Here is a 23,011-nt window from a genome sequence, read left to right as displayed (position 1 = left end):
ATCGGTTATCTGGTTACGCTGCGGATCACGGCAAGCCGGAGGTGATGACCGGAGCCAAGCTGGTCAGGCTCATGAGTCCCGGCACGACACCGGGGATGGCCTGTGCTGCCGGCGCGGCCGCCGCAACGGCGGCGGGCGCGGTCGCCAGCGGAGTCGACGCTGCCGGAGCGGCCGCCAGCGGCGCGGCGAGCGGTGCGGTGGCAGCGGCCAGCGGAGCTGCGGCGGCAGGAGCAGCAGCAGCCAGCGGTGCGGTAGCGGCGGCGAGCGGTGCGGTGGCAGCGGCCAGCGGCGAGGTCGCGGCGGTGGCGGCGGTCGCAGCAGGAGCGGCGGCAGCAGCCGGCTGGGGCAGCAGGTTCGCCAGCGGCGTACCGGCAGGCAGCAGCGAGGTCAGGTCACCCGGGAAGGCGATCTGCTTCGGCAGCGGCACGGGCGAGCCCGGAATTTGCGGCAGGTTGATATTGGCCGAGGGGATGATGCCTTGGGCCGGGGCGGCGGCTGCGGCAGCTGCGGGTGCAGCGGGTGCGGCGGCGGCCGGCGCGGTGGCGCCGGGGACCAGGTTCTGCGGCAGGGTCACCGACGCGGTGGCGGCGGGAGCGGCCGGAGTGGCCGGAGCCGCGGCCGGCGCGCCCGCGGCGAGGGCTTGGGTAACGCCCGACAGGGCCTGGACCGGAGCCTGGGCGAGTTCGTTCACCAGCGGCGTGCCGGGCACGACGGGTGCCGGGGCCGCGGGAGCCGGGTCGGCGGCCGCGACAGCGCTCAGTGCGATCGCCACCGGGACTGCGCCGGCGGCGGCAATCATGCTGGTGGCCAACAATTTTCCTTTGGTGCGTTTGCGCATTTTGGGGGTCCTCCCGGTCCAGTGGTGGCGCGTCAGAACCGACGGTATGCCGTTACTGGTGTTACTCAAGTGACACGTGTGGCATTTATAGATCCGTTACTGATCGGAAGGCGAAGGGTGACCGACCGTTACAGTCGTGCGATAAACACCGCCACGCGATCAGTCCTGCGCTGGGCGCCACTGATGCTGGCGCTCAGCGTCGCTGTGCGCTTCGCGTGGACCTACCTGGTGCCCAACGGAGCCAACTTCGTCGACCTCCACGTCTACGTCGGCGGCGCGGCGACACTCGGCAGCGGCCACCCGCTGTACGACTACGTCTATGCCGACCAGACGCCCGACTTCCCGCTGCCGTTCACCTATCCGCCGTTCGCGGCGGTGCTGTTCTATCCGCTGCACTTCGTGCCGTTCGGTTTGCTGGCATTCTTCTGGCAGGTCGGCATCATCGCTGCGCTCTACGGCGTGGTGTGGATCAGCCTGCGGCTCATCGGGTCAGCTGATCCCGCACACCGGCTGGCCATGGCGTGGACGGCCATCGGTATCTGGACCGAGCCGCTGCGGAGCACGTTCGACTACGGTCAGATCAACGTCGTCCTCGTGCTGGGCGTGCTGTACGCGGTCTACAGCACCCGGTGGTGGTGGTCCGGCCTGCTGGTCGGGCTCGCGGCCGGGGTCAAGCTGACGCCGGCGGTGACCGGGCTCTATTTCCTCGGCGTCCGCCGCTGGGGCGTGGCGGTCTTCGCGGCCGTCACGTTCGTCGGCACCGTGCTGGTGTCGTGGCTGGTGTTGCGGGATCAGGCGCTCTACTACTTCACCGATCTACTGGGCGACGCCAATCGCATCGGCCCGGTCGCGACGTCGTTCAACCAGTCCTGGCGCGGCGCGATCTCGCGCATCGTCGGGCATGACGCCGGTTTCGAGCCCGCCGTGGTGATCGCGGTGGTGCTGACCGCCGTGCTGGCCGTGTTCGCCTGGCGCGCGGTCTACGGTCCGGACCGGCCCGACCGGCTGGGTGCGCTGCTCGTCGTGCAATTGTTCGGGCTGCTGTTCTCGCCGATCTCGTGGACCCACCACTGGGTGTGGCTGATCCCGCTCATGATGTGGCTGTGGCACGGGCCGTTCGCGGAACTGTCCAGCGCGCGGGCGCTGCGCTGGACCTGGCTGGTGCTCATGATCGTCGGGGTGCCGTGGCTGCTGAGTTTCGCCCAGCCGACGATCTGGGTGATCAGCCGTCCGTGGTACCTGGCATGGGCGGGGCTGATCTACCCGGTGATGACGGTGGTGACGCTGGGCTGGATGGCGAGACGCGTCCGCTAGACGAGCCTGTTGATGTCCTCGGCCATCGCGACATCCTTGTCGGTGATGCCGCCTTCGGAATGCGTAACCAGAGTGAAAGTGACTGTCCGCCAACGGATGTCGATGTCGGGGTGGTGGTCTTTGGCTTCGGCGTGGACCGCCACCCGGCGGACGGCGTCGATACCGTCGAGAAACGCCGGGAACTTCACGGACCTGCGTAGCGCGCCGTCGGCTCGTTCCCAGCCCTCGGGCAGTGCGGCGTCTACTTGTTCATCGGTGAGGACAGCCATCACCCCATTGTTCCGGCCAGCGTGGGGGATTACGAGGAATTCCTGCCGAATTCCCGCGTAATCCCCCACGCTCGGCGGCCTGACCTGTGGATAACCGCTCCATTGGGAGCCAAATTTGTCGCCCGTACCGTCGAGGGTGGGTGTCATGGACCAACTCATCCTCGGTTCGCACGCTTTACGGGCCGGCCGCCTGACGGAGCATCAGCTCCGCACTCGGTATCGCATGGTCTATCGCAACGTGTACCTGGCCAAGGGCGTTGAGATGACAGCGGAACTCAAGGCGCGCGCCGGTTGGTTGTTCGCCGGTCCGGACGCCGTTCTGGCCGGAGTGTCGGCGGCCGCGGTACACGGAACGAAATGGCTCGACGCCGACGCTCCCGCGGTGGTGGTCCGCCCAGATCGGCACTGCCCGAAAGGGCTGACGGTGTTTTCGTATGCCGTTGCGCCACAAGACGTCTGCCTGCGAAAAGGCATGCGGGTCACAACCGCCGCCCGTACCGCGTTCGATCTCGCGCGACTGCTGCCGCAACGCGAGGCCGTGCCGATCGTGGACGCGCTGATGAACGCTACCGACTTGAAGGTCATCGATGTCGAACCGCTGATCGCGGCGAATCCGCGTATCCGCGGGCTACAGCGAGCACGGATGGCGTTGGCGTTGGTCGACGGCGGCGCGGAGTCGCCGCAGGAATCCCGGCTGCGGTTGACGCTGGTGGCGGGTGGGCTTCCGATTCCCGAGACGCAGATCCGGTTCTACGACGATTACGGTGAGGCATTCATCCGCGTCGACATGGGCTGGCGTCAGTGGAAAGTGGCCATCGAGTACGACGGCGTGCAGCACTGGAGCGACGGCCGGCAGCGGGCGTGGGACATCGAGCGCCTCGCGATATTGGAAGCCATGGGGTGGGGCGTCATCAGGGTCAGCGCCACGATGTTGCGTGAGCCCGAAAAGCTGGTCGAGAGGGTGCGCGCCAAACTACGTGCCTCGGGTTGCCCGGTCTGACGCTGCCGAGCGTGGGCCTCTACGAGGAATTCCTGCCGAATTTCCGCGTAAACCCCCACGCTCGACGGCCAAGTAACCTGACCGACGTGATCGTCGTCGCGGGCGCCCTGATCGCCGACGCCAAACTACTGGTCGCTCAGCGCAATCGGCCGCCGGAGCTCGCCGGTCTTTGGGAGCTGCCCGGCGGAAAAGTTGCGCCGGGGGAGACCGACGAGCAGGCGCTCGCCCGCGAACTCCACGAAGAACTCGGGGTCATGGTGACCGTCGGGAAGAGGCTGGGCGAGGACGTGCCGTTGTCCGCCACCGTCACGTTGCGGGCGTACCGGGCATCGACCGACGACGCGCCCCACGCTCATGACCACCACGCCGTGCGTTGGGTGAGTGCGGCCGAACTCGACGATCTGCCGTGGGTGCCTGCGGACCGCGCGTGGCTGGTCGAGCTGAAGGCGGCGTTGGCTCAGTAGTGCAGCTTGTCGCCGACGACGCGGGCCGACGCCATCGCGGTGCCGTGCTGGGCGGTGTACAGCGGATGCAGCAGCGCGGGGTACTTGCAATGCGGGCAGGCGGTCTTCGGCTTGTTCGCCGTGGAGAACGCCAAATGGTGACACGCAGCACACCTCACCACGAAGAACCCGCCGGCCCAATTGGCCAATCCGGCGAATATCGCGGCCGTTGCGCCGAGCGCCAGCACGAACCCGACAATGCCGGTCAACACTTCGTAGACGGTCATGACGACGACCTCCTCGCGCTGGTTCCGTGGAGCTGACGAGACGCTTCCACCCTACTCGCGAAACCAGTAAAGAGGCAGGTCAATAGCTGTACATCAAGCCTTGCGGGCGCGCTTGTAGACCTTCTCCAGATCCTTGCCGTGCACCCCGTGGTGCGCTGCCTTCTCGACCTTGTGCAGCACCAGCGGACACCGCTTGCACCGGGGCTTGCTGCGGCAGCATTTCTTCTTTGGTTTCGCCCCGGCGAGCTTGCTGGCCTTCATCGATGTGCAGTTTCCTCAGGGCGTGCGCAGTTTCGCAAACCGACCCCCTCGCTGCGACAATCTTGGGCGTGAGTGAGCAGGCCAGCGCCGGATTCAGAAATGTCGCCATCGTCGCACACGTCGACCACGGCAAGACGACCCTCGTCGATGCCATGCTGCGGCAGTCCGGAGCGTTGACCCACCGCGGCGACGACGCCACCGAACGCATCATGGACTCGGGTGACCTTGAGAAGGAAAAGGGCATCACGATCCTGGCAAAAAATACGGCAGTTCACCGCCATAATTCCGATGGCTCCGTCACGGTCATCAACGTGATCGACACCCCGGGCCACGCCGACTTCGGTGGCGAGGTCGAGCGCGGCCTGTCCATGGTCGACGGCGTCGTGCTGCTGGTCGATGCCTCCGAGGGCCCGCTGCCGCAGACCCGCTTCGTGCTGCGCAAGGCCCTTGCCGCGCACCTGCCCGTCATCCTCGTGGTGAACAAGACCGACCGGCCCGACGCCCGTATCGCCGAGGTCGTCGAGGAGAGCCACGACCTGCTGCTCGACGTCGCCTCTGATCTGGACGAAGAAGCCCAGGCTGCCGCCGAGAAGGCGCTCGACTTGCCGACCCTGTACGCCTCGGGCCGCGCCGGTGTCGCCTCGACCGTCCAGCCCGCCAACGGCGAGGTGCCCGACAGCGAGAACCTGGACCCGCTGTTCGACGTGCTGCTCGAGCACATCCCGGCGCCCCAGGGCGACCCGGACGCTCCGCTGCAGGCGCTGGTCACCAACCTCGACGCGTCGGCCTTCCTCGGTCGTCTGGCGCTGGTCCGCATCTACAAGGGCAAGCTCAAGAAGGGCCAGCAGGTGGCCTGGATGCGTGAGGTCGACGGCGCACCCGTCATCACCTCCGGCAAGATCACCGAACTGCTGGTCACCGTCGGTGTCGAGCGCACCCCGACCACCGAGGCCGTCGCCGGCGACATCGTCGCAGTCGCGGGCATGCCGGAGATCATGATCGGCGACACCCTGGCCGACCCCGAGCACGCCCACGCGCTGCCGCGTATCACCGTCGACGAGCCCGCCATCTCGGTGACCATCGGCACCAACAGCTCGCCGCTGGCCGGCAAGGTCTCCGGACACAAGCTGACGGCGCGAATGGTCAAGTCCCGCTTGGATTCCGAGCTCGTCGGTAACGTGTCGATCCGCGTCGTCGACATCGGCCGTCCCGACGCCTGGGAGGTCCAGGGCCGTGGTGAGCTGGCGCTGGCCGTGCTGGTCGAGCAGATGCGCCGCGAAGGCTTCGAGATGACCGTCGGCAAGCCGCAGGTGGTCACCCGGCAGATCGACGGCAAGCTGCACGAGCCCTTCGAAGAGCTGACCATCGACTGTCCCGAGGAGTTCCTCGGCGCCATCACTCAGCTGATGGCCGCCCGCAAGGGCCGCATGGAGCAGATGACCAACCACGCCGCCGGGTGGGTCCGGATGGACTTCATCGTGCCCAGCCGTGGCCTGATCGGCTTCCGCACCGACTTCCTGACGCTGACCCGTGGCACCGGTATCGCCAACGCCGTGTTCGAGGGCTATCGGCCCTGGGCCGGCGAGATCCGCGCCCGGCACACCGGCTCACTGGTCAGCGACCGGACCGGCACCATCACGCCGTTCGCGATGATCCAGCTGTCCGATCGCGGCCAGTTCTTCGTCGAGCCGGGCCAGGACACCTATGAAGGCCAGGTCGTGGGCATCAACCCCCGTGCCGAAGACCTCGACATCAACATCACCCGCGAGAAGAAGCTGACGAACATGCGCAGCTCGACCGCGGACGTCATGGAGACGCTGGCGCGGCCCCTGGAGCTCGGCCTGGAGCAGGCCATGGAGTTCTGTGCCGAGGACGAGTGCGTTGAGGTCACCCCTGAGGTCGTGCGCGTGCGCAAGGTCGAGCTGACGGCCAGCCTGCGTGCCCGCGCCAAGGCCCGCGAGAAGGCCCGCAACTAACTCACCAAGCCGAAAAGCGGGTTGGCGCAAGCGTTTTCACGACGTGCGCTAGCCCGCTTTCTGGTTCTGGTCGAGCCAGGCGACGCCGTCATCGGCAGCCTTGTTCAGCGCGCCGCGCTCGCCGAAGTATGTGGAGACCGCGCCGACCCAGGGCAGCGCGCTCATGCGCTGCCACCACTTGGCCGGCTGCGGCCGTTTGGCGATCTCGTCGAACGTCGCGCGCAGGATGCCGGCCAGCTGCCAGACGGTCTTGACGACCACCACCGGCATCGATGACGTGATGGCCTCCAGCGGCTTCCAGCCCGGCGGCGGCGTTTCGGGAAGCGGCTCCGGATTCGCGGACGACACGGCCCGGTCGTCGAGCACGTCTTCGGACAACTGCCGACGGCACAGCACCGCGGCGAGCAGCCGCACCTGCTCGCGCCGATCGGTGACGCCGTATTCGCGGGACACCGCGCACAGCACGATGGCGTGGTTGACGAACCCGGCCAACTCGCTCACCGGCAGCACCCGGGCCAGCCAGCCGAAGAGCCCGGGTGTGGCCACCACGAGCGTGTTCAACGCGCCGACGCGGTGCACCCACCAGTGGATGCGTTCGTCGCGGCTCATCCGCTCCCAGGCAGCGGTGCCGGGCAAATCGGCGGCATTCATCAGGTGGGCACCGGCGTTCAGCGCACGGTCTGTGGTGCTGGGGCTGCGGCCGGCCTCGGCGCGCCGGTGCCGCACCCGCAGCCGACGGACCAGATCGCCCACCCGGCGGGGCGGTCGCAGCAGGCGGTGGGTGCGCTTGCGCAGCCCGATGGGATCGGCTTCGGACAGCACGTCGAGCAACGGGTTGATGATCGCGACGGCGCGGCTCAGCGCATCGGCGACGTCGGCGTCGGAGAGCGGGGTGTACGGCTTCGGCAGTAGGCCCATACCGCAGATTGTGGACCATCCGGGGCGAGCGAAGCGACGCGAATTGGTCACCCAAGAGGCGAGCGAAGCGACGGGGAAGTGGTCACGATGGTGGTCGCGCAGTTGCCGACCGATACCCTGAACGGCGTGCCGACCGCCCGCCGCCAGCTGATGACGACTGGTGCACTGGTATCGGTCCTGGCACTGGCCGGCTGCACGGTGAGCCCGCCACCGGCGCCACGCAGCACCGAAACGACCAAGACGGTCGTCCCACCGCCGCCCAAGATGAACCAGATCATCATGGCCATCGACTGGATCGGCCCCGGATTCAACCCGCATCTGCAGTCCGACCAGTCGCCGGTCAACGCGGCGATCTCGGCACTGGTTCTGCCGAGCTCGTTCCGGCCCATCGCCGATCCGGCGTCGCCGTCGGGATCGCGCTGGGAACTCGACCCGTCGTTGCTGTTGTCGGCTGAGGTGACCAATCAGAACCCGTTCACGGTCACATACAAGATCCGTCCCGAGGCGCAGTGGACCGACAACGCGCCCATCGCCGCGGACGACTACTGGTACCAGTGGCGGCAGATGGTCAGCCAGCCCGGCGTCGTCGACCCGGCCGGTTATGACCTGGTGACCGGTGTCCAGTCGGTCGACGGTGGGAAGACGGCCGTCGTGACGTTCGCCCGGCCGTACCCGGCCTGGCGGGAACTGTTCAACAACATCTTGCCCGCGCACATCGTCAAGGACGTACCCGGCGGTTTCGCTGCCGGACTGGCGCGGGCCATGCCGGTGACGGGCGGTCAGTTCCGCGTCGAGAGCATCGATCCGCAGCGCGACGAGATCCTGTTGGCGCGCAACGACCGCTACTGGAGCGTGCCGTCGGTGCCGGACCAGGTGCTGTTCCGGCGTGGGGGATCGGCTGCCGCCCTTGCTGATTCGATCCGGAACCGGGACACCCAGGTGGCCCAGGTGCACGGCGGGCAGGCGACGTTCGCGCAACTCGCCGCCATCCCGGGCGTGCGGACCGCGCGGATCGTCACCCCCCGGGTCATGCAGCTGACGTTGCGCGCGCAGCGCCCGGGACTGACCGACGTCCAGGTCCGCAAGGCGCTGCTGGGCCTGCTCGATGTCGGCCTGCTGGCGGCCGTCGGCGCGGGCAGCGACAACACCGTCACACTGGCGCAGGCCCAGGTGCGGACGCCGTCCGACCCCGGCTACGTGCCGACGGCGCCGCCGGCGCTGGACCGCAACGCCGCGATGGACCTGCTTCACCAGGCCGGGTACAACGTCGAGCCCGCTGTCGCGCTGCCGGCGTCACCCGGCATGCCGCCGCCACCGGGCCATGATCGGCTGGTCAAGGACGGCAAGCCGCTGGAGCTGGCCATCGGTGTCGCCGCGAACGACCCGACCTCGGTCGCGGTGGCGAACACCGCGGCCGACCAACTGCGCAGCGTCGGGATCGAGGCCACGGTGCTGGCCATGGATCCGGTGGCGCTGTACGCGGACGGTCTGGAGCGAGTCGATGCGATCGTCGGCTGGCGCCATGCCGGTGGTGATCTGGCGACGGTGCTGGCGTCGCGGTACGGCTGCCCGGGGCTGGACGCCACGGCGGTGTCGACCACGACGCCCCCGGCCCCCGCCCCGCAGCCGACAGCGACCTCCAAAACCGTTGCGCCGAAACCGCAGCCGCCGACGACTCCATCGCCGACACCCACGGTGACCTCCACCGCGCCGACCGTTCCGCTGCCCAAGCCGCTCGGTGGTGATCAGCTGGTGCAGGCGCCCAGTAACTTGACCGGTATCTGCGACCACACAATTCAGCCGAAGATCGATGCGGCCCTGGCCGGTACCGAGAGCATCGCCGATGTGCTGGGTGAGTTGGAGCCCAAGCTCTGGGCCATGGAGACGGTGTTGCCGATCCTGCAGGACACCACGATCGTCGCTGCCGGGCCCACGGTGCAGAACGTCAGCCTCACCGGCGCCGTCCCGGTCGGGATCGTCGGCGACGCGGGCAAGTGGGTCAAAGTTCCCTGATCTGCTCCCGGCGCCTCTGAGGTTTCGGAGCCGCTCCGCGTCACGGAAAAGTCTGCTGTCGAGCTCGGGCAGTGGTGGCGGCCGCATTGCGTCTGTCGCGGCCGGCTTTCGCCTCATTTGGTCTGGTAGTTCCGTTTGAAAGCATTTCGGCAAATTGTGCTTAGCGTGGCTCCACGAACACAAAGCCCAGCTAAAGAGCTGTTCTATAGGTTGCTGCAGCGTCTCTCAGTCAACGAGTCCGCGATCGAGGTGCGGACCTAAAATTGTTTGCTGTCACTTGGTCTTGGGGTAGCTGCAGTCAGATTTATGGCTGGTGAGCTGTGTCGTTGAACTGACGCTGTTGTCATATATCGATCACCTAAGTTGCTGGGAAGTCGCAAATTGATATTGCTTTGCAACTTACCGGCGAGTAAATTTTGCGACGCGCGCCCACTGAGATCACCGACACAATCGAGAGGGAAAGTAATGCAGCTAACGATGAGGCCCTATGTCAACGCGGGTCTTGCCTTGGCGGGTGCCAGCGTCATCGCTGTCGCTTCGGTCGTCCCGAGCCAGGCTCTACATGCGCCGACGCTGCCTCAGGTGCACATGCCTGCGGTCCAGTTGACCGCCCTGGACAACCCGCTCGACGTATTCGGCCCGATCGTCACCGCAATCCAGCAATTGCTCGGCGACACCGCCAACGTCGCCGAAACCAGCGTCAATCCACTTCTTCAGCAGGTCGTGATCAATCAGCTGTACACGCTCCAGCAGGCGCAGCAGCTCATCGGCAACGTCGCCGGGGGGCTGGGAACCATCGGGGCGGCACTGCCCAGCACGCTTCAGGCGGTCGGCGCACAGCTGGCCACCGGAAATGTCAACGGCGCCATCGACGCCTTCCAGAGCGGCATCATCTTGGGGGGATTGCAGCTCATCACTGGAATTTCGCAGCCCATTCAGAACATCGTGCAGCGGCCGCTTGCCGTCGCCTCGGCGTTGGTTCCGGCAATGATCACCACCGTTCAGTCCTTGGTGATCTTCGCGGTGGGCTCGACGATCGGGATCGGCTGCAGTGACTGCGTCACCGTCAAGCCGATTGTTCAGCAGATGGTGAGCAGTATTCAGAGTGTGCTGCAGGCGGTTACGACGCTGAATCCGATCAACGTCATCAACGCTGTCCAGCACGGGATCGCGGATGTGACGATCGACGTTATCAAGCAGGTGGATCAGTTCGTCACCGATGCGGTGCCGTTCATCGCCAGCACGATCAAGACCGCCCTGAACGTGAATCCGAATACCTCGACCGGTACCACCAATCCGGCGGCTGCCACTACGGCCGCCGCGGTGAAGGTGAGCACCCTTGCCGCGACGGCGCCCAAGGCGACCAACCCCGCGGCGGTGCCCGCGGTCACGCCCGCGGATTCGACGCCCGCCGCCACATCGGCGACCGGGACCGCCGCCACCACGCCGGCTGGTGCGACGAGCGCCACGACGGAGGGCACGCCGGCCTCGACGACCAAGACCGGTGCGGCAGAACCGACTTCGGCCACGACGCCCGGCAGCTCGGGTACGTCGAGTTCGTCCGGCTCGTCGGGTTCGTCGACCAAGGACACCGGCACGACGTCGAGCGGTGCAGGGTCGACGAAGTCGGGTGCGGACTCCGCCGGGACAAGCCAATCCGGTTCCGCTAAGGGCACGGATGGTTCGGCGGCGGGTGCCAAAGGCTCGTCCGGTGGCTCGAAGTCGGGTGCCGGCACGTCGAGTTCGACTACGTCGGGTGACGCCAAGGCGGGCTCGTCGAAGGCCGGCGACTCAGGCGCCGGTACCGCGACCAAGCCGAAAGCGGCAGCCAAAGCCGGCAAGCCCAGCCATGCTGCAGCCTGAGCCGACGGTGGTCACGCCGAGTAGTTCATGTAGCTGATCGGAACTGTGGCCCTCTACCGGAAGGTGGAGGGCCACAGCCGTTTCGGATGCTCAGCCGCCGTGGCAAGTGTCCGCTCGCGCAGCAGCCGAATGCCGTGCGACGAGAACGCGGCCACCGCGAAAACCAGGAGCAACCAGACCGGCGGATGGGCCAGCTCCCACACGAAAAGTGCGGCGAATGCCGGTGCGCGTTGCGTTATCGCCAGCACACCGGCCGCACAGGTCAGGGCCACTGCCGGCACGTGAAGGTTGGTGCGGGCCAGGTCGTTGAGAGCAAGCGTGGCAACCGTTCCCGCGGCCGCGCCGGTTGCCAGGGCCGGGGTGATCAAGCCGCCGACCGCGCCCAACCGCAGGTACAGCGCGGTGAGCAGCGGTTTGAGCAGCAAGATGACGGCCGCGGCGGCGAGAGTGAGGTCGGAGCCGACGGCGACGACCAGCACGCTGCGGCCATTGCCCGGCAGTTCGGGGCGGTAGATCGAGCAGATGCCGGTGACCAGGCCGGCCAGTGCGACCCCGGGGATCAGGACCCACGAAGTCAGTTGCGGCTTGGGGCCGGCGAGCAACACGAGCCGGTTGAAGGTCAGGCCGACGACGACCGCCAACGGAGCGATGGCCACTGCCAGCATGGTGAACTGGTAGGACAGTGCCGGGTTGGGCCACACGAGATTGCGCTCGAAGTGCGTGATGGGGTGCGACACCGCGACCGCCAGGCTCGAGGTGAGGAGCGCCGTGCCGACCACCTTCGGGTGCCAGGTGCCCATCATGACGCGCGCGGCGAAGAAGGCCCCGCCGAGCGGCACGCTGTACACCGCGCCCAGGCCGGCACCTGCGGCACAAGAGAGCAGAATCTCGCGGTCGCGGGCCGTCAGCGTGCCCATGGTCGACGCGGTGAGCCGGCCGAGCCATGTCGTGCCGTAACTGCTGAGTACCGCGGCCAATTGACGTGGTGCCGTCTCCCGGCCCAGCGAGGCGCCTGACCCGACAGCGACGACCTGCAATGCCGCGTCGGCCGCCATGGGCAGATGCTGCATCGGCTTCTTCCCGGCGATGGTCGCCGATAATGACGGCACGCCGCTGCGGCGGCGCAGAATCCACCAACCGAATCCGGCCAGTGCCCCGCCCACGGCCGGCGCGAGCGCGCGGCGGACCGGCGAGCTGGCCCCGATGCCGTCGAGCAACAGCCCGTAGGAATAGTGGTAGGCGAGGTGTTCGACGGCGTGCAGCAGCGACACCGTCGTCGCTCCGGCGACGCCGGCGAGCAGGCCGGTGAGCAGCACCGCGCTGCCGAACTCAAGCGCACGTCGCGTCACCCGAGTGAATGTATGCCAGCCTGGGAGATATGGAGACCCCACGGCTGCTGTTCGTCCACGCCCATCCGGATGACGAGACACTCACTACCGGAGCGACCATCGCGCACTACGCATCCCGCGGCGCCGACGTACGGGTGCTCACCTGCACCATGGGTGAAGAGGGGGAGGTCATCGGTTCCCAGTGGGCGCAGTTGGCGGTCGACGGAGCTGACCAGCTGGGCGGCTACCGCGTCGGTGAATTGACCTTGGCACTAAGGGAATTGGGTGTCGACCAGCCGCGGTATCTGGGCGGGGCCGGGCGATGGCGCGACTCCGGTATGGAGGGCAGCCCGGCGCGGCACCGTCAGCGATTCGCGGACGCCGACATGGACGAGGCGGTCGCCGAGCTCGTGGCCGTGCTGCGGGACTTCCGCCCGCATGTCGTCGTCACCTACGACCCCAACGGCGGTTACGGGCACCCCGACCACGTCCAGGCCCACCGGGTGACGACGGCTGCGGTCGCCGCGTCGTCGGGTGACGGGCACCCTGGCGAGCCCTGGCAGGTGCCGAAGTTCTACTGGACCGTGATGGACGGTGAGTCGATGGCCGAGGCCCTGGAATCCCTGAGCGGGATCGAACTGCCCGAGAGTTGGGTGCGAATCCCGGCCAGTGCCCTGCCGTTCGACCTCGGCCACCGCATCGACGCCATCATCGACACGCCGGACAACCTGCCGGCCAAGGTCGCTGCCATGCGCGCCCACCAAACGCAGGTGACGGTCGAGCCGAGCGGCCGGGTCTTTGCACTGTCCAACAACATCGCGCTGCCGATCACTGCGCGCGAGCACTACACGTTGGTCGAGGGCACGGTGGGCGAGCGTGACGGCCGTGGTTTCGAAACTGACCTACTCAGCGGGATAAACCTGACGTGACACCGGGATCGGGGGGAGTAGGGTAGCCGCCATGGACTCGGATCTGGACCCCAACTTGCAGCACCTGCAGGGCCTTGGCGACAACTATCAGTGGGTCGTCGGTTCTCTGGTTGGGCTGCTCGACAGCATCCCGACCTGACGTCTGTCCCGGTGCGCGCCGACTCCGGTCGGGCGCGCGCGTTGATGCTCGGTCTGCTGGCGTTCGACGGCGCCCTGTCGGCCATCGCGGGTGCCCTTTTCCTGCCGCTCTATCTCGGCTCGGTGCCGTTCCCGATCAGTGCACTGATCAGTGGGCTGGTCAACGCTGCCCTGGTCTGGGCCTGCCTGCAATGGACGTCCATTCCTCGACTGGCCGCGCTCCCGATGTGGGTCTGGCTGTCGACCGTTGTGATCCTGTTGCTCGGCGGCCCGGGCGATGACGTCGTGTTCGGCGGCACCGGAATCATGCAGGCGTCGCCGTTGATCTTCTTGCTGTTCGGTGCGACACCGCCAGGCGTGGTGCTGTGGCGCCACGCGCGGAGGCGGGCTCGATTGTCGGGTTAGCGGCTTGATCGAGGCTGGGCGTCAGCCCTTCGTGCCGGCCTTGCCGTGGTTGTCCGAACCGCTGTTCTGGCTGCCGGCGTTGGAACCGGCATTGCTCGACTGGCCGGCGGCCTTCTCGCCCTCGGACTTTCCGCCCCGGACCTTGCCGGGCTTCGTGTCGGTCGTGCCGGCGTCACCCGCGGCCTGGTTGTCCGCGGGGTTCGTGGTCCCGGCCTTCTCGCCGGGTTTCTTGACGGGCTTGGTCGCCTTGACGTCGTCCTGCTGCTGGGCGGCCGATCCGGCGGTGTCACCTGCGGCAGGGGCGCCGGCCTTGGGATCGGTTTTCGGGTCGGCTTTGGGATCCGCCTTCGGATCAGTCTTGAGCTCAGTCTTCGGCTCACTGACCTGTGGCTGCCCGGTGCCGGTGGCCTCGGTTTGTGTTCCTTTCTCGGTGGTGGTGTCGACGTTCGCCGGCTTCTCGGCCGGAGCCTGGGTCTGCGCGGCCGTCGGCGCGAGCTTGGCGGCGGGGTCGGCCTTCGTGGACGTCTTGGCCGGGTTGATCGCGGCGGCCAGGCTGGTCAGCGCGGTCTGCACCGACTTGGCGATCGAATCGAGGGTGGGCGCCGTGGCCGCCAGCGACCCGATGGGCGGCAGTGGCGGGATCGGCGGGATGAGCCAGCCGAGGAAGTAGTTGAACTCCGCGATGCCGAAGTTGATGACGTCGTTGACGGAGTAACGGATGGCGTTGCCGATGCCGTTGACCCACACGCCGAGGTTGAGCGGATCGTTCACGATCGGGACAACGGCCTGATAGAAGATGTTGTCCGAGACTGGCCGGATCAGTGTCCAGTAGAAGATGTCGGTCTGCGCGGCGATGGTGCCCGAGAACGGTACGAACCAGCCGGCCCAGTAGAGCAGGTCGGTCGCGTAGTTGACGCCCCAGTCGACCCATGCCTGAATGCCTTGGTATGCGCCTGTCAACCAGTCGCTGGCCGCGTTCTGCGGACCGACGACGGGCGCGGCGGCCAAGGGGGCCGCTGCCAACGGGTTGGGGCCGACCTTCTGGCCGACGTTGGGGACGACGCCCGCGGCCGGCGGCTTGGGTGGGGCCATGTTGCCGGCCGCGGCGAGCAGTTTCACCATGGCCTCGGTCAGGTGGGGCTGGGCTGTGGTCGGGTGCGCGGGGACCGCGACGTCAGCGGGAACTACCTGAATCGGGGTCAGTGCGAGGGCAGTGGCGGTTGCCGCGGCCGCGCCCGCCATCAGATACGGACGGAGAGAAACGGACACCATGGCTCCTCGAAATGATCGCGTCCCGACCCTTATGAATTTACGCGCTCGTCACCAAGGTCACCCAGGTTGTCTGCGTGTTTGCTGAGTGTGTCGGAGCACGGGGGCGCGCGCCGGGAAAGACGTGCTGGCGCTACTGTGGCCGGTATGCCAGGCGCAGTGGTTTCAGAATGTGAGACGCGTGGATGATCGCCGACACCACCGGGGTTACACGGAAGTGGCTCTGAACCCCCCGAACGGCGCCGACCTGCCCATTCCCGTGGTCCCTCCGCTCGCCGCGCCTTCTTCGTCCGCGTTACGCCGCGTCCTGCGCCGTGCCCGTGACGGTGTTTCGCTGAATGTGGACGAGGCCGCGATCGCGATGGCGGCCCGCGGCGACGACCTTGTCGACCTCTGCGCCAGCGCCGCCCGCGTCCGTGACGCGGGGTTGGCAGCGGCAGGGCGGCGGGGCGCCACCGGTCGGCTTCCGGTGTCGTATTCGCGCAAGGTGTTCATCCCCGTCACCCATCTGTGCCGCGACACCTGCCACTACTGCACGTTCGTGACGGTGCCCGGCAAGCTGCGTGCGGCGGGTATGGGTATGTACATGGAGCCCGACGAGATTCTCGACGTGGCCCGCAAAGGCGCCGAGTTGGGTTGTCAGGAGGCGCTTTTCACCCTCGGTGACCGCCCGGAGGACCGCTGGGACGAAGCCAGGCAATGGCTCGACGAGCGTGGCTATGACTCCACCCTCGACTACGTGCGTGCCATGGCCATCCGCGTCCTCGAGGAAACCGGTCTGCTGCCGCACCTGAACCCCGGCGTCATGAGCTGGTCGGAACTGTCACGGCTCAAGCCCGTGGCGCCGTCCATGGGCATGATGCTGGAGACCACGTCGCGCCGGCTGTTCGAGACCAAGGGCCTGGCGCATTACGGCAGCCCTGACAAGGACCCGGCGGTGCGGTTGCGCACGCTCGACGATGCGGGCCGGCTGTCCATCCCGTTCACCACCGGCTTGTTGGTGGGCATCGGTGAGACGCTCACCGAGCGGGCCGAGACCATGCACGCGATCCGCAAGTCCCACAAGGAGTTCGGGCACGTTCAGGAAGTCATCGTGCAGAACTTCCGGGCCAAGGACCACACCGCCATGGCCGCGACGCCCGATGCCGGGATCGATGATTTCCTGGCCACCATCGCGGTTGCGCGCCTGGTACTCGGACCCAAGATGCGGATCCAGGCACCACCCAATCTGGTGTCGCGCGCGGAGTGCCTGGCGCTGATCGGCGCCGGGGTCGACGACTGGGGCGGGGTCTCACCGCTGACACCCGACCACGTGAACCCCGAACGGCCCTGGCCGGCTCTCGACGATCTGGCCGACATCACCGCCGAAGCCGGGTACGACCTGGTCCAGCGGCTGACGGCGCAACCGTCCTACGTACAGGCCGGGGCGGCATGGATTGACCCGCGCGTGCGCGGGCACGTGGATGCCCTGGCGGACCCGGACACCGGCTGGGCGCGCGACGTCAACCCCGTCGGGTTGCCGTGGCAGGAGCCCGACGAGGCGTCAGAGTCGTTGGGCCGCACCGATCTGCACACCGCGATCGACAGTGAGGGCCGGCTGACGGAGACGCGCAGCGACCTCGGCAGCGCGTTCGGTGACTGGGAGTCCATCCGCGAGAAGGTCTCCGAGCTGGCCGCCCGCGCCCCGGAACGCATCGACACCGACGTGCTCGCGGCCTTGCGCTCCGCGGAACGCAATCCTGGCGGCTGCACCGACGACGAGTACCTGGCGCTGGCCACCGCCGACGGCCCGGCTATGGATGCCGTTGCGGCGCTGGCAGATTCGCTGCGTCGTGAGGTCGTCGGCGACGACGTCACGTTCGTGGTCAACCGGAACATCAACTTCACCAACATCTGCTACACCGGCTGCAGGTTCTGTGCCTTCGCGCAGCGCAAAGGTGACGCCGACGCCTACTCGCTGTCGGTCGACGAGGTCGCCGACCGCGCCTGGGAGGCGCACGTCGCCGGGGCCACCGAGGTCTGCATGCAGGGCGGTATCGACCCCGAGCTGCCCGTCACCGGGTATGCCGATCTGGTGCGTGCGGTGAAGAAGCGGGTGCCGTCGATGCACGTGCATGCCTTCTCGCCCATGGAGATCGCGAACGGCGTGACCCGCAGTGGCTTGTCGGTGCGGGAATGGCTGACGGCGCTACGGGAAGCCGGACTCGACACCATCCCGGGTACCGCGGCCGAGATTCTGGACGACGAGGTCCGCTGGGTGCTGACCAAGGGCAAGCTGCCGACCGCCGAGTGGATCAACGTCGTGACAACCGCGCACGAGGTGGGGCTGCGGTCGTCGTCGACCATGATGTACGGCCACGTGGACACGCCGAAGCATTGGGTGGGTCACCTGAACGTGCTGCGCGGAATTCAGGACCGCACAGGTGGTTTCACCGAGTTCGTGCCGCTGCCTTTCGTGCATCAGTCGTCGCCGCTGTATCTGGCCGGCGGGGCGCGCCCGGGGCCGACGCACCGCGACAACCGCGCCGTGCACGCCCTGGCGCGGATCATGCTGCATGGCCGGATTCCCAGCATCCAGACCTCGTGGGTCAAGCTGGGCGTCGAGCGCACTCAGGTGATGCTGCAGGGCGGTGCCAACGACCTCGGTGGCACGCTGATGGAGGAAACCATCTCCCGGATGGCGGGCTCGGAGAACGGCTCGGCCAAGACCGTGGCGGAGCTGGTGGCCATCGCCGAAGGCATCGGCCGCCCGGCCCGCCAGCGCAGCACCGACTACTCGCCACTGGCCGCCTGACTTCGCTCAGCCGGCACAAATGTGCGGCGACACGCAGCGCTCGATGTGCATTTGCGTCCGATCGCGGTGAAAATTGACGGGTGAACACCATCGCGGACATCCCCGCGCACCCATTTTTCGTCCATTTCATCGTGGTCCTGGTGCCACTGACCGCGATTTTGGTGATCCTCTGCGCGGTCTGGACGGCCGCGCGGGAGCGTCTCGTCTGGCTGACGCTGGTGCTGTCTGTGGTGCTGACGGTGCTGACCCCGCTGGCCACCGAGGCCGGCGAGTGGCTGGAGCACCAGCAGAAGGACAGGACACCGACCCTGCACGAACACACGGAACTCGGCGACACGGCGATCTATTTCGTGGTGGGGCTGCTGGTGGTGTCGTTGGCGCTCGCGTTCCTGCACCGCTGGGGCGCACGCCTCGGCGAACGGCGTGGTCTGGCCGGCGTCGTGGTGGTGGTGCTGGCCGTGTTGATCGGCGTTGCCTCGATCTACCAGATCGTGCGTATCGGGGACTCCGGCGCTCGCGCGGTGTGGGGTAGCGGCGGGTCGTAACCCGCCGCACGTGCGCGCGGGCGGCTATGTCGAGCGTGGGGCTTGTCGGTGACGACACGCTGTGCGCGGCGCGGCAGCACCCACTCTCGACGTAGGGCCGCAGCCCGACCAGTGGCGGAACTACAGGTTCGCCGCGAGCTCGGTGCCCTGCCGAATGGCCCGCTTGGCGTCCAACTCAGCCGCGATGGCGGCGCCGCCGATGACATGCGGCGTGATCCCGATGCGGCGTAAGCCGTCTTCGAGGTCGCGGACCGACTCCTGGCCGGCGCAGATGACCACGTTGTCGACCTCGAGCACACGCGCCCCTGTCCGGTCCGATCCGAAGCTGATGTGCAGCCCGGCGTCGTCGATCTTCTCGTAGTTCACGCCGGACAGCTGCTGCACGCCTTTGGCTTTGACCGACGCCCGGTGCACCCAGCCGCTGGTCTTGCCCAACCCGCGCCCCTGGGCGCCCTTGGTGCGTTGCAGCAGGTACACCTCGCGGGCCGGCGGCAGGGGGATCGGTGTGGTCAAGCCGCCGCGGGAGTCGCCGCCGTCGGCGATGCCCCACTCCGCCCGCCACTCTTTCAGATTGAGGGTGGGCGACTCATCCACCGTGAGGAACTCGCTGACGTCGAAACCGATGCCGCCGGCGCCGATCACGGCCACCCGCTTGCCGACAGGCGCCCCGGTGATCGCCTCGGCATACGACAGCACCATCGGGTGGTCGATGCCCGGGATGTCGGGCATGCGCGGCGCGACACCGGTGGCGAGTACGACGTCGTCGTAGCCGGATAGTTCGTCGGCTGTGGCCCGGGTGCCCAGCCGGACGTCCACCCCGTGCTTGGTCAGCATCGTGGTGTAGTAGCGGAGGGTCTCGTTGAACTCCTCTTTCCCGGGAATCCTCCGGGCCAGATCGAATTGGCCACCGATATGGTCGCCGGCCTCGAAGAGCGTCACGTCGTGTCCGCGCGCGGCGGCCGTGACGGCGGCTGCCAGTCCGGCCGGTCCGGCGCCGACCACCGCAACCCGCTTCGTGACCCGGGTCTTGCCCAGCACCAGCGTGGTCTCGTGCCCGGCCCGCGGATTCAGCAGGCACGACACGGTTTTGTGGACGAAGGCGTGGTCCAGACAGGCCTGGTTGCAGGCGATGCACGTGTTGATCTCGTCGGCGGCGTCGTGCTGCGCCTTGCGGACCCAGTCCGGGTCGCTGAGCAGTGGGCGGGCCATCGAGATCAGTTGCACCGCACCGTCGGCCAGAATCTGTTCGGCGGACTGCGGCATGTTGATCCGGTTGGACGCCACCACCGGAATGGTGACGTGTTGGGCCACCGCGTTGCTGATGTCCGCGAACGCGCTGTTCGGCACCGACGTCACGATGGTCGGCACCCGCGCTTCGTGCCAGCCGATGCCGGTGTTGATGATCGTCGCCCCGGCGGCTTCGATTTCCGTTGCGAGCGTGAGGATTTCCTCCCACGTCTGGCCGTCTTCGACGTAGTCGGCCATGGACAACCGGTAGCAGATGATGAAGTCGTGGCCGACGGCCTCGCGGGTGCGCCGCACGATCTCGACCGGGAACCGGCGGCGCTTCTCTGGTGTGCCGCCCCAGCCGTCGGTGCGCTTGTTGGTGCGCGGCGCCAGGAACTGGTTCAGCAGATAGCCTTCGCTGCCCATGATCTCGACGCCGTCGTACCCGGCTTCGCGGGCCAACAGCGCGCACTTCACGAAGTCGTTGATGGTGCCTTCGACGTCACGGAGCGCGCGCGGCCGGAAGGGATTGATCGGGGCCTTGATCGACGATGCGCTGACCGAAAGTGGGTGGTAAGCATAGCGTCCCGCATGCAGCACCTGCAGCAGGATCTTGCCGCCCTCCGCGTGGACGGCCGTGGTGATCCGACGGTGGCGGCGCGCGTCGCTCGACGACAACATTTCGGCCGCGAACGGCAACAGCCAACCGGTGCGGTTGGGCGCGTAGCCGCCGGTGATGATCAGCCCGACGCGGCCGCGGGCCCGCTCGGCGAAGTACTCGGCCAGCTTGCCGGTGTCGCGGGCCCGGTCCTCGAGGCCGGTGTGCATCGAGCCCATGATCACCCGGTTGCGCAGTGTGGTGAAACCGAGGTCCAACGGGGACAACAGGTTCGGATAGGGCGTTGAATGCGGCACAGTCATCGGTTTCCTCTCAATGCCAGCAGAACTTCGTCCAACCAGTCCACCGAGCCCTGCTCGGCGCGGATACCGCCGCGCAGCACCAGGTATTGGTGCAGCGCGCTGCCGGTCAGCGTGGAGGGGTCGGGGAACTGCCGTTTCGCGTAGCCGAGGTAGGTGTCGAGCAGTGCGGCGCGTTCAGTGCGCAGCCCGTGAATCTGCTCGTGCAGGGCGCCGGTGCTCTCCATGGATCCGTATGCCGCCCCGCGTAGCTTCACCGCGAGTTCGCGAGTGCGCGCGTCGGTGACGGAACTGCCGCGGCCGGTGAGCGGTTCGGCGATCCAGCGTTCGAGTTCAGCCCGGCCGCTGTCCGTCACCGAGTAGACCTTCTTGTCCGGCCGCCCGTGCTGCGCGACGACTTCGACGCTGACCCAGCCGTCGGCGTCCATGGCCCGCAGCGTTTTGTAAATCTGCTGGTGGGTGGCGGCCCAGAAGTAGCCGATCGACCGGTCGAACCGGTTCGCCAATTCATAGCCGGAACCGGCTTGTTCGCAGAGCGCCACGATGATCGCGTGGGGGAGGGCCACGGCCTGAGCGTAGGTGCTACCGACGGTCCTATGCAACAAATTGCAAAGCGAAAAATTACAGGTGTAAAAAGCTGTGGGTAGGAGCTAGTCGGACGGTATGTGCAACGTCTAGTGTCAGTAACCACGCGCCACCCTTTTCGGGCGGCGCGTAAAGTTAGGTAACACTGAGCCAGACGCTTCGGTACGGGCGCACCATACTGACGTCTGCTCGTTGATTCCTGACGAGCCAGCAGCCCACTGGAACAGGAGAACTACCGGTGACGTACGTCATTGCCGAACCCTGCGTCGACGTCAAAGACAAGGCATGTATCGAAGAGTGCCCGGTCGATTGCATCTACGAGGGTGCACGCATGCTGTACATCCACCCCGATGAGTGCGTGGACTGCGGCGCGTGCGAGCCTGTCTGCCCCGTCGAGGCCATCTACTACGAGGACGATGTCCCCGATCAGTGGAGCGGATACACCCAGAACAACGCCGACTTCTTCGCCGAGCTCGGCTCGCCGGGTGGTGCGTCGAAGGTCGGCCAGACCGACAACGACCCGCAGGCGGTCAAGGATCTCGCGCCGCAGGGCGAGTGACTCCGCGCAAGACGAGCCACCTCGCTCGGCCCGTTTCGGGGCGTCTGCCTACATTCCCCTGGGACACCCTGGCTGACGCAACCGCGACCGCACGTACCCATCCGGACGGCATCGTCGATCTGTCCGTCGGCACGCCCGTAGATGCGGTGGCCGACGTCATCCGGGAGGCGCTCGCCGCTGCCAGTGCCGCACCGGGTTACCCGGCGACGGCCGGTACGCCGGCGCTACGCGCGGCGGCGGTGGCTGCTCTGCAGCGCCGGTATGGCATCACCGGCCTGCCGGAGCAGGCGGTACTGCCGGTCATCGGCACGAAAGAGGTCATCGCCTGGCTGCCGACCCTGCTCGGGTTGGGGGCCGCGGACACCGTCGTGGTGCCCGAGCTGGCCTACCCGACGTACGACGTCGGCGCGCGGTTGGCGGGTGCCCAGGTGCTGCGGGCCGATTCGCTGACCCAGATCGGGCCCCAAGTGCCCGCGCTGATCTACCTCAACTCGCCCAGCAACCCGACCGGCAAGGTGCTGGGTGTCGACCACCTGCGCAAGGTCGTCGGCTGGGCGCGTGAGCGCGGTGTCATCATCGCGTCCGACGAGTGCTACCTCGGGCTGTCGTGGGACGCCCAGCCGCTGTCGGTCCTGCATCCCGATGTCTGCGACGGTGACCACACCGGTCTGCTCGCCGTGCACTCGCTGTCCAAGACGTCGTCGCTGGCGGGTTACCGAGCCGGTTTCGTCGCCGGTGACCCGGAGCTGGTCGCCGAACTTCTCGCGGTGCGCAAGCACGCCGGGATGATCGTCCCGACGCCCGTGCAGTCCGCGATGGTCGCTGCCCTCGACGATGATGAACACGAGCGCGTCCAGCGGGACCGCTACGCCAAGCGCCGCGACGCACTGCTGGCCGCGGTCCGCGGCGCCGGATTCACCGTCGAGCACTCCGAGGCCGGCTTGTACCTGTGGGCCACCCGCGGCGAGTCCGGGCGTGCGACTGTCGCCTGGCTGGCCGAGCGCGGCATCCTCGTGGCCCCCGGCGAGTTCTACGGCCCGGCCGGTGAGCAGTTCGTGCGCATCGCGCTGACCGCGACCGACGAGCGCATCGCCGCCGCCGTCTCCCGGCTCGCTTAACTTCCCGCCCTGGT

At 67.6% G+C, this 23,011-nt stretch carries 21 protein-coding genes; 12 read left to right on the top strand and 9 right to left on the bottom strand.

Translation table 11 applies throughout. The features are described 5' to 3' along the window. Positions 1 to 25: 25 nt before the first annotated feature. Positions 26 to 838 (bottom strand): hypothetical protein, encoded by an 813-nt coding sequence (locus AC3WTE_RS21935; RefSeq protein WP_492440872.1) that lies wholly within the window; start codon positions 836 to 838, stop codon positions 26 to 28. Positions 839 to 955: 117 nt separating this feature from the next. Here AC3WTE_RS21935 and AC3WTE_RS21930 point away from each other — a divergent pair, with 117 nt between their 5' ends. Continuing rightward, the gene (locus AC3WTE_RS21930) at positions 956 to 2,152 is read left to right on the top strand and encodes a mannosyltransferase (protein ID WP_492440870.1); all 1,197 of its coding nucleotides are present in this window, start codon (positions 956 to 958) and stop codon (positions 2,150 to 2,152) included. Here the strand turns inward: AC3WTE_RS21930 and AC3WTE_RS21925 are convergent. Further along, positions 2,149 to 2,421, bottom strand: coding sequence for a 4a-hydroxytetrahydrobiopterin dehydratase (locus AC3WTE_RS21925; RefSeq protein ID WP_492440869.1), 273 nt, complete (start codon positions 2,419 to 2,421; stop codon positions 2,149 to 2,151). The two genes, AC3WTE_RS21930 and AC3WTE_RS21925, sit on opposite strands and share 4 nt — an antisense overlap. A gap of 145 nt (positions 2,422 to 2,566) precedes the next feature. On the opposite strand from AC3WTE_RS21925, the gene AC3WTE_RS21920 reads away from it, so the two are divergent. Together AC3WTE_RS21920 and AC3WTE_RS21915 are read left to right on the top strand one after the other, a co-directional pair. Beyond that, the gene (locus AC3WTE_RS21920; protein ID WP_492440867.1) at positions 2,567 to 3,421 is read left to right on the top strand and encodes an endonuclease domain-containing protein; all 855 of its coding nucleotides are present in this window, start codon (positions 2,567 to 2,569) and stop codon (positions 3,419 to 3,421) included. Between the two features lie 77 nt (positions 3,422 to 3,498). Further along, the gene (locus AC3WTE_RS21915) at positions 3,499 to 3,885 is read left to right on the top strand and encodes a (deoxy)nucleoside triphosphate pyrophosphohydrolase (RefSeq protein WP_492440962.1); all 387 of its coding nucleotides are present in this window, start codon (positions 3,499 to 3,501) and stop codon (positions 3,883 to 3,885) included. Here AC3WTE_RS21915 and AC3WTE_RS21910 read toward each other — a convergent pair. Together AC3WTE_RS21910 and AC3WTE_RS21905 are read right to left on the bottom strand one after the other, a co-directional pair. Then, complete coding sequence (locus AC3WTE_RS21910) at positions 3,879 to 4,151, bottom strand: hypothetical protein (protein WP_492440865.1); 273 nt, start codon at positions 4,149 to 4,151, stop codon at positions 3,879 to 3,881. The genes AC3WTE_RS21915 and AC3WTE_RS21910 overlap by 7 nt on opposite strands. 93 nt (positions 4,152 to 4,244) lie before the next feature. Continuing rightward, positions 4,245 to 4,412, bottom strand: coding sequence for a hypothetical protein (locus AC3WTE_RS21905; protein WP_459368643.1), 168 nt, complete (start codon positions 4,410 to 4,412; stop codon positions 4,245 to 4,247). 68 nt (positions 4,413 to 4,480) lie between these two features. Here AC3WTE_RS21905 and typA point away from each other — a divergent pair, with 68 nt between their 5' ends. Beyond that, on the top strand, positions 4,481 to 6,388 hold the full coding sequence (gene typA / locus AC3WTE_RS21900) for a translational GTPase TypA (protein WP_492440863.1): 1,908 nt from the start codon (positions 4,481 to 4,483) through the stop codon (positions 6,386 to 6,388). A gap of 48 nt (positions 6,389 to 6,436) precedes the next feature. On the opposite strand, the gene AC3WTE_RS21895 is transcribed toward typA, so the two are convergent. Then, on the bottom strand, positions 6,437 to 7,306 hold the full coding sequence (locus tag AC3WTE_RS21895) for a hypothetical protein (protein WP_492440861.1): 870 nt from the start codon (positions 7,304 to 7,306) through the stop codon (positions 6,437 to 6,439). An 87-nt stretch (positions 7,307 to 7,393) separates the two neighbouring features. On the opposite strand from AC3WTE_RS21895, the gene AC3WTE_RS21890 reads away from it, so the two are divergent. Beyond that, complete coding sequence (locus tag AC3WTE_RS21890) at positions 7,394 to 9,319, top strand: ABC transporter family substrate-binding protein (RefSeq protein WP_492440860.1); 1,926 nt, start codon at positions 7,394 to 7,396, stop codon at positions 9,317 to 9,319. Between the two features lie 477 nt (positions 9,320 to 9,796). Then, a complete protein-coding gene (locus tag AC3WTE_RS21885) occupies positions 9,797 to 11,182 on the top strand; it encodes a hypothetical protein (protein WP_492440859.1) in 1,386 nt (461 codons plus the stop codon). Positions 11,183 to 11,235: 53 nt separating this feature from the next. Here AC3WTE_RS21885 and AC3WTE_RS21880 read toward each other — a convergent pair whose 3' ends face one another. After that, positions 11,236 to 12,531 (bottom strand): chloride channel protein, encoded by a 1,296-nt coding sequence (locus tag AC3WTE_RS21880; RefSeq protein ID WP_492440857.1) that lies wholly within the window; start codon positions 12,529 to 12,531, stop codon positions 11,236 to 11,238. A gap of 29 nt (positions 12,532 to 12,560) precedes the next feature. On the opposite strand from AC3WTE_RS21880, the gene mshB reads away from it, so the two are divergent. Together mshB and AC3WTE_RS21870 are read left to right on the top strand one after the other, a co-directional pair. Further along, positions 12,561 to 13,439 (top strand): N-acetyl-1-D-myo-inositol-2-amino-2-deoxy-alpha-D-glucopyranoside deacetylase, encoded by an 879-nt coding sequence (mshB, locus tag AC3WTE_RS21875; protein WP_492440856.1) that lies wholly within the window; start codon positions 12,561 to 12,563, stop codon positions 13,437 to 13,439. Between the two features lie 90 nt (positions 13,440 to 13,529). Beyond that, positions 13,530 to 13,982: a hypothetical protein gene (locus tag AC3WTE_RS21870; protein WP_492440854.1), complete on the top strand. Its 453-nt coding sequence runs from the start codon at positions 13,530 to 13,532 to the stop codon at positions 13,980 to 13,982. Positions 13,983 to 14,003: 21 nt separating this feature from the next. Here AC3WTE_RS21870 and AC3WTE_RS21865 read toward each other — a convergent pair whose 3' ends face one another. Beyond that, positions 14,004 to 15,251 (bottom strand): hypothetical protein, encoded by a 1,248-nt coding sequence (locus AC3WTE_RS21865; protein WP_492440852.1) that lies wholly within the window; start codon positions 15,249 to 15,251, stop codon positions 14,004 to 14,006. A 217-nt stretch (positions 15,252 to 15,468) separates the two neighbouring features. On the opposite strand from AC3WTE_RS21865, the gene AC3WTE_RS21860 reads away from it, so the two are divergent. Together AC3WTE_RS21860 and AC3WTE_RS21855 are read left to right on the top strand one after the other, a co-directional pair. Beyond that, entirely contained in the window at positions 15,469 to 18,045 is a 2,577-nt protein-coding gene (locus AC3WTE_RS21860) for a bifunctional FO biosynthesis protein CofGH (RefSeq protein WP_492440850.1), read from the top strand. An 80-nt stretch (positions 18,046 to 18,125) separates the two neighbouring features. Next, the gene (locus tag AC3WTE_RS21855) at positions 18,126 to 18,590 is read left to right on the top strand and encodes a DUF2231 domain-containing protein (protein ID WP_492440848.1); all 465 of its coding nucleotides are present in this window, start codon (positions 18,126 to 18,128) and stop codon (positions 18,588 to 18,590) included. Between the two features lie 120 nt (positions 18,591 to 18,710). On the opposite strand, the gene AC3WTE_RS21850 is transcribed toward AC3WTE_RS21855, so the two are convergent. After that, positions 18,711 to 20,738 carry an FAD-dependent oxidoreductase gene (locus AC3WTE_RS21850; protein WP_492440846.1) on the bottom strand — a complete coding sequence of 676 codons (2,028 nt, stop codon included), beginning with the start codon at positions 20,736 to 20,738 and terminating at the stop codon, positions 18,711 to 18,713. Then, positions 20,735 to 21,301, bottom strand: a complete 567-nt coding sequence (locus AC3WTE_RS21845) for a PadR family transcriptional regulator (protein ID WP_492440844.1) — start codon at positions 21,299 to 21,301, stop codon at positions 20,735 to 20,737. The genes AC3WTE_RS21850 and AC3WTE_RS21845 overlap by 4 nt, the downstream gene beginning before the upstream one ends. Before the next feature lie 257 nt (positions 21,302 to 21,558). On the opposite strand from AC3WTE_RS21845, the gene fdxA reads away from it, so the two are divergent. Both fdxA and dapC read left to right on the top strand, forming a co-directional pair. After that, on the top strand, positions 21,559 to 21,879 hold the full coding sequence (fdxA, locus tag AC3WTE_RS21840) for a ferredoxin (RefSeq protein WP_029121628.1): 321 nt from the start codon (positions 21,559 to 21,561) through the stop codon (positions 21,877 to 21,879). Beyond that, positions 21,876 to 22,997 carry a succinyldiaminopimelate transaminase gene (dapC, locus tag AC3WTE_RS21835; protein WP_492440842.1) on the top strand — a complete coding sequence of 374 codons (1,122 nt, stop codon included), beginning with the start codon at positions 21,876 to 21,878 and terminating at the stop codon, positions 22,995 to 22,997. Before fdxA ends, dapC begins: the two co-directional genes overlap by 4 nt. Positions 22,998 to 23,011 lie beyond the last annotated feature (14 nt).

The sequence above is a fragment of the Mycobacterium sp. FW102-FHT13B02 genome, from assembly GCF_058790275.1.
Note: the sequence above shows the minus strand (reverse complement) of the source record. Positions and strands in the feature narration are given on the sequence as shown.